Annotated in this window: 13 protein-coding genes; 10 read left to right on the top strand and 3 right to left on the bottom strand. The window is 69.0% G+C overall.

Translation table 11 applies throughout. The annotated features are described in order from the left end of the window. Positions 1-36 precede the first annotated feature (36 nt). The 5 genes from AB4850_RS18595 to AB4850_RS18575 all read left to right on the top strand — a co-directional run bounded on the left by AB4850_RS18595 (position 37) and on the right by AB4850_RS18575 (position 5,793). Positions 37-789: an Asp/Glu racemase gene (locus AB4850_RS18595; RefSeq protein WP_414444480.1), complete on the top strand. Its 753-nt coding sequence runs from the start codon at positions 37-39 to the stop codon at positions 787-789. Between the two features lie 11 nt (positions 790-800). After that, positions 801-1,637 (top strand): alpha/beta hydrolase, encoded by an 837-nt coding sequence (locus tag AB4850_RS18590; RefSeq protein ID WP_414444479.1) that lies wholly within the window; start codon positions 801-803, stop codon positions 1,635-1,637. Between the two features lie 47 nt (positions 1,638-1,684). Further along, entirely contained in the window at positions 1,685-2,725 is a 1,041-nt protein-coding gene (locus tag AB4850_RS18585; protein ID WP_414444478.1) for a 2,5-dihydroxypyridine 5,6-dioxygenase, read from the top strand. Positions 2,726-2,750: 25 nt separating this feature from the next. After that, positions 2,751-3,431, top strand: coding sequence for an isochorismatase family protein (locus AB4850_RS18580; protein WP_414444477.1), 681 nt, complete (start codon positions 2,751-2,753; stop codon positions 3,429-3,431). Positions 3,432-3,513: 82 nt separating this feature from the next. Beyond that, entirely contained in the window at positions 3,514-5,793 is a 2,280-nt protein-coding gene (locus AB4850_RS18575; protein ID WP_414444476.1) for a molybdopterin cofactor-binding domain-containing protein, read from the top strand. A gap of 18 nt (positions 5,794-5,811) precedes the next feature. On the opposite strand, the gene AB4850_RS18570 is transcribed toward AB4850_RS18575, so the two are convergent. After that, positions 5,812-6,255, bottom strand: a complete 444-nt coding sequence (locus AB4850_RS18570) for a MarR family winged helix-turn-helix transcriptional regulator (RefSeq protein ID WP_414444475.1) — start codon at positions 6,253-6,255, stop codon at positions 5,812-5,814. Positions 6,256-6,752: 497 nt separating this feature from the next. Here AB4850_RS18570 and AB4850_RS18565 point away from each other — a divergent pair, with 497 nt between their 5' ends. Further along, complete coding sequence (locus AB4850_RS18565) at positions 6,753-8,060, top strand: MFS transporter (RefSeq protein WP_414444474.1); 1,308 nt, start codon at positions 6,753-6,755, stop codon at positions 8,058-8,060. A gap of 233 nt (positions 8,061-8,293) precedes the next feature. Here AB4850_RS18565 and AB4850_RS18560 read toward each other — a convergent pair whose 3' ends face one another. Both AB4850_RS18560 and AB4850_RS18555 read right to left on the bottom strand, forming a co-directional pair. Further along, on the bottom strand, positions 8,294-8,620 hold the full coding sequence (locus AB4850_RS18560; RefSeq protein ID WP_414444473.1) for a DUF4148 domain-containing protein: 327 nt from the start codon (positions 8,618-8,620) through the stop codon (positions 8,294-8,296). A 212-nt stretch (positions 8,621-8,832) separates the two neighbouring features. Further along, on the bottom strand, positions 8,833-9,702 hold the full coding sequence (locus tag AB4850_RS18555; protein ID WP_414444472.1) for a LysR family transcriptional regulator: 870 nt from the start codon (positions 9,700-9,702) through the stop codon (positions 8,833-8,835). A gap of 151 nt (positions 9,703-9,853) precedes the next feature. Between AB4850_RS18555 and AB4850_RS18550 the strand changes: the two genes are divergently transcribed. Genes AB4850_RS18550 through AB4850_RS18535 form a run of 4 tightly spaced genes read left to right on the top strand, consistent with a single transcriptional unit; the run spans position 9,854 to position 12,894 of the window. Further along, positions 9,854-10,288, top strand: coding sequence for a VOC family protein (locus tag AB4850_RS18550; protein ID WP_414444471.1), 435 nt, complete (start codon positions 9,854-9,856; stop codon positions 10,286-10,288). 59 nt (positions 10,289-10,347) lie between these two features. Beyond that, positions 10,348-11,163, top strand: a complete 816-nt coding sequence (pxpB, locus tag AB4850_RS18545; RefSeq protein ID WP_414444470.1) for a 5-oxoprolinase subunit PxpB — start codon at positions 10,348-10,350, stop codon at positions 11,161-11,163. Then, the gene (locus tag AB4850_RS18540; protein WP_414444469.1) at positions 11,160-12,110 is read left to right on the top strand and encodes a biotin-dependent carboxyltransferase family protein; all 951 of its coding nucleotides are present in this window, start codon (positions 11,160-11,162) and stop codon (positions 12,108-12,110) included. The genes pxpB and AB4850_RS18540 overlap by 4 nt, the downstream gene beginning before the upstream one ends. Continuing rightward, positions 12,100-12,894: a LamB/YcsF family protein gene (locus tag AB4850_RS18535; RefSeq protein WP_414444468.1), complete on the top strand. Its 795-nt coding sequence runs from the start codon at positions 12,100-12,102 to the stop codon at positions 12,892-12,894. Before AB4850_RS18540 ends, AB4850_RS18535 begins: the two co-directional genes overlap by 11 nt. Positions 12,895-12,912 lie beyond the last annotated feature (18 nt).

The raw sequence follows: 12,912 nt of genomic DNA, 5'->3' as shown, positions 1-12,912 counted from the left end.
CCCGCGCCGCTGCCGCTCAACGCCCAAGGAGCCAAGATGACCCGAACCTTCCGCATCGGCCAGATCGTGCCGAGCTCGAACACCACGATGGAAACCGAAATTCCCGCGATGCTGCGGCTGCGCGAATCGATCCGCCCCGAGCGCTTCACGTTCCATTCGAGCCGGATGCGCATGAAGAAGGTGGTCAAGGAGGAACTGGCCGCGATGGACGCCGAATCGGACCGCTGCGCCGTCGAGCTGTCCGACGCACGCGTGGACGTGCTCGGTTATGCGTGCCTGGTCGCGATCATGGCCATGGGCCACGGCTATCACCGCGTCTCGCAGGAGCGCCTGACGCGTCACACCGCCGAGAACGGCGCGCAGGCGCCGGTGCTGACCAGCGCGGGCGCGCTGGTCGACGCGCTGAAGGTGATCGACGCGAAGAAGATCGTGGTGGTGGCGCCCTACATGAAGCCGTTGACCGAACTGGTGGTGGACTACATCAGTAATGAGGGCTACGAAGTGATCGCCTGGCGCGCGCTCGAAATCCCCGACAACCTCGACGTGGGCCGCCACGATCCGGCGCGCCTGCCCGACATCGTCAAGTCGCTGCCCTATCAGGACGCCGATGCGATCGTGCTGTCGGCCTGCGTGCAGATGCCGTCGCTGCCGGCCGTGGCCAAGGTCGAGGCGATGACCGGCAAGCCGGTGATCACCGCCGCGATCGCCACCACCTATTCGATCCTGCGCGAACTCGATCTCGAACCGATCGTGCCCGGCGCCGGCGCGCTGCTGTCGGGCGCCTACTGAACGGAGCCGCGATGACCTCGACCTTCCTGTATGGCGCGAACGTGCATGCCAACGGCATCCGCCAGCACTACCTGCGCTACGGCGGCGCCACCGGCGAGCGCGCCGGCCGCCCGGCCGTGATTCTGATTCCCGGCATCACCAGCCCGGCGATCACCTGGGGCTTCGTCGGCGAAGTGCTCGGCGCGCGTTTCGACACCTACGTGCTCGACGTGCGCGGCCGCGGCCTGTCGTCGGCCTCCGACACGCTCGACTACAGCCTCGACGCGCAGGCGCACGACGTGGCGGCGCTGGCTGCCGCGCTGAAGCTGGACCGCTTTGCGCTGGTCGGCCATTCGATGGGCGCGCGCATCGCCGCGCGCGCCGCGCTGCATATCGAGCATGGCCTCGCCTCGGTGGTGCTGGTCGATCCGCCCGTGTCAGGCCCGGGCCGCCGTGAGTACCCGGGCAAGCTGCCGTGGTACGTCGACTCGATGGCGCTGGCCCGCGCCGGCACCGACGCCGAAGGCATGCGCGCGTTCTGCCCCACCTGGACCGAAGCGGAACGCCGCTTGCGCGCCGAATGGCTGCACACCTGCGACGAGCGCGCCATGCTGGCCTCTTACGAAGGATTCCATACCGATGATTTCCACGCCGACGCCGCGCAACTGCGCGTGCCGTCGCTGCTGATCACCGCCGAGCGCGGCGACGTGGTGCGCGACGAGGACGTGGCCGAGCTGCAACGCGCCACGCCGGCGATGGGCCACGTGCGCGTGCCCGACGCCGGCCACATGATTCCGTGGGACAACGCGGCCGGCTTCTACGCGGCCTTCGGCGATTTCCTCGGCGCACCGCTCGCGGCGACCGCCTGAGCGCCCGACGACACCGAACCGCCCGACCTCTTGCAACGGAGCCGACCATGCCGATTAACGACGCCCAACTGATCGACGCGTGGAAACACGTGCTGACGCTGTCCCGCCTCGAAGCGGGCCAGACCGTCACAATCCTGACCAGTACCGCCACCCATCCGCAAACGCTGCAATGCGCGCTGATCGCCACGCAGCAGATGGGCGCGATCGTGAACCGCCTCGACCTGCCGCCGGTGAACGGCGACAAGGCGTTCAGCCGCGATTCGCTGGCCTATCTCGGCACCACGCCGCTCACCGGCAATCGCGCCGCGATCGCCGCGCTGAAGGAAAGCGACCTGGTGCTCGACCTGATGACGCTGCTGTTCTCTCCCGAACAACACGACATCCTCAAATCGGGCACCAAGATCCTGCTGGCGGTCGAGCCGCCCGAGGTGCTGATGCGCATGGTGCCGACCGAGGCCGACCGCACGCGCGTGCTGGCCGCCGCCGCGAAAATCTCGGCGTCGCGCGAGATGCGCGTCAGCTCGCCGGCCGGCACCGCGCTGGTGTGCCCGCTCGGCGATTTTCCGCCGACCGCCGAATACGGCTTCGTCGACGAGCCGGGCCGCTGGGATCACTGGCCGAGCGGCTTCGCGCTGACCTACCCGAACGACCGCACCGCGCACGGCACCATCGTGATCGACCGCGGCGACATCCTGCTGCCGCAGAAGCACTATGTATCCGAACCGATCGCGCTGACCGTGGAGAACGGCTACGCCACGCGCATCGAAGGCGGCGTGGACGCCGCGCTGCTGCGCGACTACATGGAAACCTTCAAGGACCCCGAAGGCTACGCGATCTCGCATATCGGCTGGGGCCTGCAGCCGCGCGCGCGCTGGTCGACGCTCGGCCTGTACGACCGCGAGGCCACCATCGGCATGGATGCGCGCGCGTTCGAGGGCAACTTCCTGTTCTCGCTCGGGCCGAACAACGAGGGCGGCGGCAGTCGCACCACCACCTGCCATATCGACATCCCGCTGCGCCACTGCACCGTCCAGCTCGACGATCAGGTCGTGGTGCGCGACGGCCGCGTGCTGTTCCCGGCCGCCTGAACCGCTTTATCGAGGATTCCCAAGCATGTCCAGCTCACTTGAACTGTCGCATCACGCCGAAAGCGGCGTCTATCGCCAGCAGGGTTTCGGCACGCCGCTCGCGCCGGCCGGCAACGTCGGCCTGCTGATCGTCGACCTGGTGGTCGGCTTCGCCGATCCGGCCACGTTCGGCGGCGGCAACATCCCGGCCGCGATTGCCCGCACCGAGCAGGCGCTCGCGATCGCCCGCGCGCGCGGCTGGCCGGTGGCGCACAGCAGGATCGTCTACGCCAGCGACGGCAGCGACGACAACGTGTTCTCGCTGAAGGTGCCCGGCATGGCCACGCTGCACGAGGATCACCCGAACAGCCAGATCGTGCCGGAACTGACCCCGGCCGCCGGCGAACTGGTGGTGCGCAAGCAGGTGCCGTCGGCGTTCTTCGGCACGCAGCTCGCGCCGTGGCTCACGCAGCGCGCGGTGCGCACGCTGCTGGTGGCCGGCGCGGTGACCAGCGGCTGCGTGCGCGCCAGCGTGGTGGATGCGATGTCGTTCGGCTTCCGGCCGTTCGTGCTCGCCGATTGCGTGGGCGACCGCGCGATCGCGCCGCACGAGGCCAACCTGTTCGACATGGCGCAGAAGTACGCGGCCGTGCTGCCGCTCGACGACGCCATCGCCGCGATCGATGCCGCCCAGGCCGCCCAATCGGCCCAGGCCGCGCGCGGTTGACCGGCCGTTTTTGGCCGTCTAGATTGCCGGATGCGGGCGCACGCGCCCGCCGCCTTTCCCCTCTTCAGCGGACTCCGCGCCCGTGAACCGTTCCGAACTGCTCGCACGCGACGGCTGCCTGGCCGTGATCCGCCGCCCCGCTCCGCCCGTCAAGCCGGCCCCCGGCCAACCCGGCAGCTTGTCGTCCTACACGCCCGACGTGCCGGAAGTGTTCGTCGCCGTGCTCGACGACGGGCGCGTCCTCGCGTTCAACGGCCACGTCGATCTCGGCACCGGCATCCGCACCTCGCTCGGCCAGATCGTGGCTGAAGAGCTCGATCTCGCTCCAGCCCAGGTCTCGATGCAGCTCGGCCACACCGCCGCGACGCCGAATCAGGGGCCGACCATCGCCAGCGCCACCATCCAGATCTCGGCCACGCCGCTGCGCGCGGCCGCGGCGCAGGCGCGGCGCAAGCTGCTCGAACTGGCGGCCGCGCGGCTCGATGCGCCGCTCGACACGCTGAATACCGACCGCGGCTTCGTATTCGTCGGCAATCCGAACGATGCCGACGCGCCGCGCCTCGCTTACGCCGAACTCGTGGCCGGCGCGCGCCTCGCGCTCGAACTCGACCTCGAGACCCCCGTCAAGGACCCCGCCACCTATCGCGTGATCGGCCGCTCGGCGCCGCGCGTGGATTTGCCGGCCAAGGCCACCGGCCAACTGACGTTCGTGCACGACATGCGCGTGCCCGGCATGCTGCACGGCCGCGTGATCCGGCCGCCCTACAGCGGCCTCGACAGCGGCCCGTTCGTTGGCCGCCTGCTGGCCGGCGTCGAGCGCGAATCGGTCGCGCACCTGCCCGGCATCGTCGCCATCGTGACGCGCGGCGATTTCGTGGGCGTGGTGGCCGAGCGCGAGGAGCAGGCAATCCGCGCGGCGCGCGAATTGCGCGCGCGCTGGCACCCGTTGCCGCCGCTGGCCTCGTTGAGCGATCCAGGCGCGGCGATCGCCGCCGCGCCGGCCACGCGCCGCCCGCTGCTCGACGAAGGCGACGTCGAGGCCGTACGCAACGAAGCCGACACGATCACGCTGTCGCGCACCTATGTGTGGCCGTACCAGCTTCACGGCTCGATCGGGCCGTCGTGCGCGCTGGCCGACTATCGCGCGCCGGGCGACGGCCGCATCACCGTGTGGTCCGGCACGCAGAACCCGGTCACCTTGCGCTACGACCTCGCCACGCTGGCGGGCCGCGACGAAGCCGACATCGACATCGTGCGGATGGAAGCGGCCGGCTGCTACGGCCGCAACGGCGCCGACGACGTGTGCGGCGACGCGCTGCTGCTGTCGCAAGCCACCGGCCGGCCGGTGCGCGTGCAACTGACGCGCGCCGACGAACATTTGTGGGAACCGAAGGGCACCGGGCAGGTGGTGAACGTGACGGGCACCGTGAGCCGCGACGGCCGCCTGCTCGGCTACGACTTCACCACGCGCTACCCGTCGAACGACGCGCCGCTGCTGGCCTCGCTGCTGACCGGCGCGGTGCCGGCCACGCCGCGCGTGTTCGAGATGGGCGACCGCACCGCCGTGTCGCCGTACGACAGCCCGAACCGCCGCTTCGTTTGCGAGGATCTCGCGCCGCTGGTGCGCTCGTCGTGGTTTCGCGGGGTGTCCGCGCTGCCGAACTCGTTCGCGCACGATGCGTTCGCCGACGAATGCGCGGCGCTGGCCGGCGTCGATCCGCTCGAATTCCGTCTGCGCCATCTGTCCGACACGCGCGCGGCCGAACTGCTGCAGGCGATCGCCACGCGCGCGGGCTGGGTGGCGCGGCCACGCAATGCGGCGCCGTCCGGCGAGCGCATCGTGCACGGTCGCGGCATCGCCTACGCACGTTACGTGCACAGCCGCTTTCCCGGGTTCGGCGCGGCGTGGTCGGCGTGGATCGTCGACCTGACGGTGGACCGCATGACGGGCGAGGTGCGCGTGGAGCGCATCACGGTCGGTCAGGACACCGGAACGATGATCAACCCCGACGGCGTGCGCCATCAGATCCACGGCAACGTGATCCAGGTGTTGAGCCGCTCGCTGAAGGAGCGCGTGCGCTTCGTCGACGGCAAGGTGGCCACGCGCGAATGGGCCAGCTATCCGATCCTGACGTTCCCCGAGTTGCCGGCCGTGGACGTGGTGCTGATGCCGCGCCAGGGCGAGCCGCCGCTCGGCGCGGGCGAATCGGCGTCGGTGCCCGGCCCCGCCGCGCTCGCCAATGCGATCCACGACGCGACCGGCGTGCGCTTCTGCGCGCCGCCGTTCAATGCGGAAACGATACGGGAAGGATTGCGCGCGGCGGGCCGCCTGATCGAGGCCGAAACGACGCCGGCGCGCTGATTCGAGAAGGCGCGAAGCTTATTCGGCGTCGCCCTGCAGCATCTTGTCGAGCAGGTATTGCAGCGCGACGCGCTCGCCCACGTTCAGCGCGCCGTAGGTGCGCTCGGTCACCTGCTTGGCGAACGGCACGGTGCGATCGATCAGCGCCGAGCCCGAAGCGGTCGCGCGCACCATCAGCTTGCGGCCGTCGCTCGGATCGGGCATCACCTCGATCAGCGAACGCGCCTTGAGCCGCTCCACCACGCCGCGGATGGTCGCCTGATCGATCGCCGTGGTCTTGACGATGTCGTTCAGCGAACAGCCCTTCTTTTCCTTGACCGTGCAGAGCGTGACGAACTGCGCCGCGGTCAGGTCGGAATCCGGAATCGCCTCCTGGAAAATCGCGACATGACGCTGATACGCGCGCCGCAACAGGTGGCCGATCTGGTCGTGAAAGTCATACGAATCTTTGGAGGACGACATGAACGGCAGCGGCCCGAAGGCCCGAAATCGAAAGACGGCAAGTGTACACCCTCGACTTTTGGATTTTCGGGCAAACCGGCGCGCCACTTCGAATCGATCAAACCTCCCATCGCCGAGCCGCATTTCAAGCCGCGCCAGCGCGATCGCCGTATTTCGACCTGCGGGCAGGCACGAAAGATGCATGATTTCCCCACACATCAATTCATGATGTACACGCTTCATTTTCATGCGTAACCGCACAATCGGAGTGCAACGGAATGGGCACTTTCCGTGCGCGCCGCACCGTTCCGGCATGGATGAAAACACCTAGCAATTCAGGGCATCCCGCGACGGACAAGCGTTTCCGAAACGGCTTCGACGAGCACCTCGAAGCCGGGCAATTTTGTAGTGTGTACGCTCATTAAATGGCGTGATATACAGAATCCGGGCGTCATCGCGCAAGTGACCGCGGCGACCGGCTTCCACCCAACCCGACCTATTCGACCAGGGGCAGTCCCATGTCAACCACTCATCCGAACGCGGCCTTGTCGGCCGACACGGCGCAGCACGCGGCGCTCTACCGCAAGGTCACGATTCGCCTCGTCACGATCTTCTGTCTCTGCTATTTCGCGGCCTACCTGGACCGCATCAACATCGGTCTCGCCAAGCTGCAGATGCTCGATGCGCTGAAGTTCAGCGACAGCATCTACGGGCTCGGCGCGGGGCTGTTCTTCGCGGGCTACATTTTGTTCGAAGTCCCGAGCAATCTGGTGCTGCAACGCGTGGGCGCCAAGCTCTGGATCGCGCGGATCATGATCACCTGGGGCATCCTGTCGGGCGCCACGCTGTTCGTGCACACGCCGATGCAGTTCTACATCGTGCGCTTCCTGCTCGGCGCGGCCGAGGCCGGCTTCCTGCCGGGCGTGCTGCTCTATCTGACGCAGTGGTATCCCGACGCGCGCCGCGCGCGGATCGTCGCGCTGTTCATGGTGGGCCTGCCGCTGTCGAGCATGATCGGCAGCCCGATCTCGGGCTGGATCATGCGCTCGTTCGACGGCGTGCACGGCATGGGCGGCTGGCAGTGGCTGTTCCTGCTCGAAGCGCTGCCGTCGATCATCCTCGGCTTCGCCGTGCTGCGCTGGCTGCCGAACACGATCGAATCCACGCCGTGGCTCGAAACCGGCGAGAAACAGGCGCTGCGCGCGAACCTCGACAGCGATCCGGAAGGCAACAAGAGCCATGCACTGGCGCGCGCCTTCACCGATCCGAAGGTCTGGGCGCTCGGCATGATCGACCTGTGCGTGCTGCTCGGCCTGTATGCCGTCAGCTTCTGGCTGCCGACCATCCTGCGCGACACCGGCGTGAAGGACACCTATCAAATCGGCTGGCTGATGGTGATCCCGAACGCGGCGGCCGTGCTGGCGACGCTGTATTGCGGCGCCAGCTCGGACCGCACCCGCGAGCGCCGCTGGCACATCGTGGTGCCGTTCGCCGTGGCGGCCGTGTCGTTGGCGATCGCGGCGTCGTCCTCGCACGGCACGCTGATGACGCTGGTGCTGTTCTCGCTCGTCAACGCCGGTGCGGCGGCGGCGATGCCGGTGGTGTGGTCGCTGCCGTCGATGTTCCTGAAGGGCGCGGCGGCCGCGGGCGGCATCGCGTTCGCCTGCTCGCTGGCGAACCTGGGCGGCTTCGGCAGCACCTACTTCATCGGCTGGCTGCGCGACACGTTCCATTCGCAAAGCGCCGGGCTGTACGGCTTCGCCGTCTGCATGCTGGTGGGCTGCGCGCTGGCGCTCGCCTATCCGAAGCAGCTCGTGAACCGCTGATCGAATAAAAAACGGGCGGCGAAAGCTCGCCGCCCGCACAACACACTCTCACTTCAACCACCGATACCACACACACGTACTACACCGTTTCGCTACGGGAACGACAGGGACGACAGGTACAACGGGGGACTTCGGTTACCGCCTTTCACCGCACGTCGCGCGGCGCCTCGAACCCGATCATTTCGCATGACTGAACGATCGGGGAGCGCCTGCCGCGACATATTCCGCTTCGCTTACGGATGGGCGTACATCGCGTTCCAGTCCGCCTTCGAGACGCCACGGCCGGCCGGGCTGCCCGATTGAACCCGGTTGCTCACGCCACCGTAGCCGCTCGTGTCGCCGCCGTTCATCGCGGCGACCTTGCGTTCCGCGGCCTGGATGTCGTCCGGGTAGTTCGGATCGGCGCCGACGCCGGGACGCCAGCCGGCCTTTTCCAGTTGCACCAGTTGGGCGCGCACTTCGGCACGCGTCACGGGGCCGTTCGATTGGGCCTGGGCAAATGAAGCAACGGGCACGACGAGCGCGGCGGCAACGGCAACAGCTTGAATAAGGTTCTTCATGATCGATACCTCCTGGGTTTGTGCATTCGGTCGACTGTGTTGCTCAACCGATGGACGAAGTGTAGGCCGGTCGATCCCTAGGGTTAACACCTAAATCGTGATTACAGAGTTCCTCGATTCAGAACAATAAAGCGCAAGGCCCGATGTAGTAAGGCTCCCAGCCCGATCGGCCCGAGCCATTGCACGCGCCGCCCTTTCAAAGCTTTCGACCATCACGCATCGGCGGCGGCCGCCGCCACGCATTCGGCGAACGTCGTCACCGCCGCCGGCCGCTCGCCCGCCGCGCGTTCCACGTAGCCGATCTCGCGCGCCGGCACCTCGCCGTCGAGCGGCAGCACCGCCACCGTCTTCGGAATCCGCAACGCCGCGGCCTGCGGCACCAGCGCCACCCCTACTCCACGCCCCACCAGTTCGACGATCGCCTGCAGTTCGTCGAGTTCCACCACGTCCTGCACGTTGATGCGCTGCTTGCGCAGCCAGCGCTCGACCAGCCGCCCGCCGAACGAATTGCGGTCGTAGCGCACGAACGGCTCGCTCTTGAGCAGGGCGCGCCAATCGTCGTGGCGCTGCGCGCGCGGCACGAGCAGCGCGAACGGCTCCTGCGTCAGCGCGCGCCAGCGCAGTTCGGCCGGCAGCGCGAACGGCGGCTTGATCAGCACCGCGCCGTCCACCTCGCCCGAATCGACCTGCGCGAGCAGGTTCAGCGACACGCCCGGGATCACCCGCACGCGCCAGCCCGGCGCGCGCTCGCGAAACAGCGCGATGGCCTGCACCAGCAGCAGCGTCTGCGCCGAAGCGATCGCGCCGATCCGCAGCAAGCCGGTGTCCTGCTCGGCGCCGCCCTCGTCGGCGAGCCGCGCGTAGGCCGCCAGCAATTCCTCGGCGCGCTCCACGGTGCGCCGTCCGGCCGCGTTCAGCGTGGCCGAGCGCCCGGTGCGGTCGAACAGCGCGAAGCCGAGTTCGTCCTCCAGCCGCTGGATCTGCGCGCTGACCGCCGATTGCGTCAGCCCGACCTGCGAACCGGCGCGCGCGAACGTGCCGTAGCGCACCACGGAAAGAAAGGTTTTCAGCTCGCGAATCATGGTCGATTGATCAAAAAAATTTTAGGTAAGTCACAAAATATATCGTTTTCCAGCGAATTTTGTCATACCTAGACTGTTTCTCATGCCGCGTGACACGGTTGGCGAATCCGCCGCCGGCACGCTCCCCCACTGGCTCGATACGGAATACGCCATGAGCGATACGACCCTTTCCCAGCCGCCGTTCCATCTGGCGTTCCCGGTTCACAGCATCGCCAGCGCGCGCGAGTTCTACGGCGAGCTGCTCGGTTGCCCCGAAGGCCGCAGCTCGGCAGAATGGGTGGACTTCAATTTCTACGGACACCAGATCGTCGCCCACCTCGCGCCCGACGAATGCGGCCATCGCCACACCAGCGCGGTGGACGGCGACGCCGTGCCGGTGCGCCACTTCGGCGCCGTGCTGTCGATGGCGCAATGGGAAGCGGCGGCCGACAAGCTGAAGGCCGCCGGCATGAAGTTCATCATCGAGCCGCACGTGCGCTTCAAGGGCGAAGTGGGCGAACAGGCCACCATGTTCTTCCTCGACCCGTCGGGCAACGCGCTCGAATTCAAGGCGTTCGCGAACATCGAATCGCTGTTCGCCAAGTAAGCGCGACGCGGCGGGGGCGGTGCGCCCTCGCCGGTTTTCCCACGCATCCGGCCGCTGCCATGACCCGCCCCACTGACGACGACGATCGCCCCGCCCCGGCCGCCGCCGAGCCGTTGACCGAGGTTCGCTGGACGCTCGCGCCCTCGGGCGAGCGCCTGCTGATGGTCGATCTGCACGCGCCGGACCTGCGCCGCGCCAATCTGGCCGCGCGTCATGCGGCGGCGGCCATCGCGCAGGCGCGCCTGCCGTTCGTGGTGGATATCGTGCCGGCGATGGCCACGGTCGGCATCCATTACGCGCTCGAACGGGTGCCGTTCAAGCGCGCCGATGCCTCTCCGTACGCAGTGGTGGAGCGGCTGATCGGCGCGTGCCTCGACGCGGCCTGGCAAGGCGGCGACGCCACGGCCGATGCCGCGCGGCACGCGAACGCGTCGAGCCGCATCGTCGAGATTCCGGTGTGCTACGGCGGCCTGCACGGCCCCGATCTGGCGGGCGTCGCGCAGTCGTGCGGCCTGTCGGAATCCGAACTGATTCGCCTGCACAGCGACACGCTGGTGGACGTCATGATGCTCGGCTTCGCGCCGGGCCACCCGTATCTCGGCCTGTTCGATCCGGCGCTGGCGGTGGCGCGGCGCGCGACGCCGCGCACCTCGGTGGCGTCCGGCTCGGTGGGTCTCGCCAACCGGCAATCGGTGATCTATCCGACCATGCTGCCGGGCGGTTGGAACGTGATCGGCCGCACCCCGCTCGCGCTGTTCGACGCCGAGCGCGACGCGCCCTGCCTCGTCACGGCCGGCGACCGCGTGCGCTTCGTGCCGATCGACGAAGACACGTTTCGGGCTGCCAACGAACACGCCCCGAGGAAAGCCGCATGACGATCGAAGTGATCCGCCCCGGCGCGCTGTCCAGCTTTCAGGATCTCGGCCGCACCGGTTACCAGCATCTCGGCGTGCCGGCCAACGGCGCGATGGACGAACACGCGCACCGGCTCGCCAACGCGCTGGTCGGCAACGCGCCCGGCGACGCCACGCTCGAAATCACGCTGACCGGCCCGACGCTGCGCTTTCATCGTGCGGCGGTGATCGCCGTATGCGGCGCGGATCTCGATGCCTGGCTCGACGACCGACCGCTGCCGCGCGATCGCGCGACGGTCGCGCCGGTGGGCAGCACGCTCGGCTTCGAGCGCCGCCGCAGCGGCGTGCGCGCGTATCTGGCGGTGCGCGGCGGCTTCGCGCTGGCCACGCCGATGGGCAGCGCCAGCACCGCGCTGCGCGCCGGCTACGGCGGCCTGCGCGGCCGCGCGCTGCGCCGTGGCGACACGCTGGCGATGCGCGAACGCTATCCGTCGTTCCGCGAACGCGACGGCTTCGGCCCGGTGTTCGCCGACGGCGTGCTGCGCGAGGCCGGCGAGCCGCTGCGGATCGTGGCCGGCCGCGAATGGGCGCGCTTCAGCAGCGACGCGCACGCCACCCTGCTCGGCACCGCCTATCGCGTGTCCGCGCAATCGGATCGGATGGGCTACCGGCTCGAAGGCGCGCCGCTCGCGCTGGCCGCGCCGTTCGAGGCCGCCTCGGAAGCGCTCGCGTTCGGCACCGTGCAGGTGCCGCCCGACGGCCAGCCGATCGTGCTGATGGCCGACCGCCAGACCACCGGCGGTTACCCGAAGATCGCGCAGGTGTGCGCGGTCGACCTGCCGCGCCTCGCGCAAGCCTCGCCCGGCGAGGCGCTGCGTTTCGAGCGGATCGAACTGGCCGACGCGCAGCGCCTCGCGCTCGCGCAGGCACGCGGCTTCGCCGCCTGGGAGCAAGGCCATGCGCACTGAACTCGATTTCAACAGCGACCTGGGCGAGAGCTTCGGCATCTACCGGCTCGGCGACGACGCCGCGGTGCTGCCGCACGTCAGCTCGGCCAATATCGCCTGCGGCTTCCACGCCGGCGACCCGCGCACCATCGCGCGCACCGTGCAGGCGGCCCGCGCGGCCGGCGCGGCGATCGGCGCGCATCCGGGCTTCCCGGATCTGCCCGGCTTCGGCCGCCGCGACATGCAATTGAGCGCCGACGAGCTGTACGCGATCACCGTCTACCAGGTCGGCGCGGTCAAGGCGTTCGCCGAGGCGGCCGGCGCGCGGCTCGCGCACGTCAAGCCGCACGGCGCGCTCTACAACCTCGCCGCGCGCCGCCGCGAGATCGCCGAGCCGATCTGCGCGGCGGTGCGCGATGTGGACCCCGCGCTGGTGTTCTACGCGCTGGCCGGCTCGGTGATGGTGGACGCCGCGCGCGACGCGGGCCTGCGCGTCGCGCAGGAAGTGTTCGCCGACCGCACCTACCAGGACGACGGCTCGCTGACGCCGCGCGGCGACCCGCGCGCGCTGATCACCGATGCGGACACCGCGATCCGCCAGGTGTTCGGCATGCTGCACGACGGCGTGGTGCATTCCGTGAACGGCGTGGCGATCCCGATCGAACCCGACACGCTCTGCATCCACGGCGACCAGCCCGGCGCGGCCGCGTTCGCGCAGCGGATTCGCGCCGCGCTCGACGCGGCCGGCATCGCGGTGCGGCCGCCGGCATTCGATCCTCACGGCGCGCTCGCCATCACGCACTAGTTTCATCGCTTCGTTCGA

Origin of the sequence: Burkholderia sp. 22PA0106 (assembly GCF_047497155.1) — a bacterium.
Taxonomy (GTDB): domain Bacteria; phylum Pseudomonadota; class Gammaproteobacteria; order Burkholderiales; family Burkholderiaceae; genus Burkholderia.
Note: the sequence above shows the minus strand (reverse complement) of the source record. Positions and strands in the feature narration are given on the sequence as shown.

What these genes read in the sequence shown, in the direction of transcription:
- AB4850_RS18550 (WP_414444471.1), top strand. Translation starts at nt 9,854, where the DNA reads ATGAGCGATACGACCCTTTCCCAGCCGCCGTTCCATCTGGCGTTCCCG.
- AB4850_RS18570 (WP_414444475.1), bottom strand. Translation starts at nt 6,255, where the DNA reads ATGTCGTCCTCCAAAGATTCGTATGACTTTCACGACCAGATCGGCCAC.
- pxpB (WP_414444470.1), top strand. Translation starts at nt 10,348, where the DNA reads ATGACCCGCCCCACTGACGACGACGATCGCCCCGCCCCGGCCGCCGCC.
- AB4850_RS18555 (WP_414444472.1), bottom strand. Translation starts at nt 9,702, where the DNA reads ATGATTCGCGAGCTGAAAACCTTTCTTTCCGTGGTGCGCTACGGCACG.
- AB4850_RS18590 (WP_414444479.1), top strand. Translation starts at nt 801, where the DNA reads ATGACCTCGACCTTCCTGTATGGCGCGAACGTGCATGCCAACGGCATC.
- AB4850_RS18535 (WP_414444468.1), top strand. Translation starts at nt 12,100, where the DNA reads ATGCGCACTGAACTCGATTTCAACAGCGACCTGGGCGAGAGCTTCGGC.
- AB4850_RS18565 (WP_414444474.1), top strand. Translation starts at nt 6,753, where the DNA reads ATGTCAACCACTCATCCGAACGCGGCCTTGTCGGCCGACACGGCGCAG.
- AB4850_RS18540 (WP_414444469.1), top strand. Translation starts at nt 11,160, where the DNA reads ATGACGATCGAAGTGATCCGCCCCGGCGCGCTGTCCAGCTTTCAGGAT.
- AB4850_RS18580 (WP_414444477.1), top strand. Translation starts at nt 2,751, where the DNA reads ATGTCCAGCTCACTTGAACTGTCGCATCACGCCGAAAGCGGCGTCTAT.
- AB4850_RS18595 (WP_414444480.1), top strand. Translation starts at nt 37, where the DNA reads ATGACCCGAACCTTCCGCATCGGCCAGATCGTGCCGAGCTCGAACACC.
- AB4850_RS18560 (WP_414444473.1), bottom strand. Translation starts at nt 8,620, where the DNA reads ATGAAGAACCTTATTCAAGCTGTTGCCGTTGCCGCCGCGCTCGTCGTG.
- AB4850_RS18585 (WP_414444478.1), top strand. Translation starts at nt 1,685, where the DNA reads ATGCCGATTAACGACGCCCAACTGATCGACGCGTGGAAACACGTGCTG.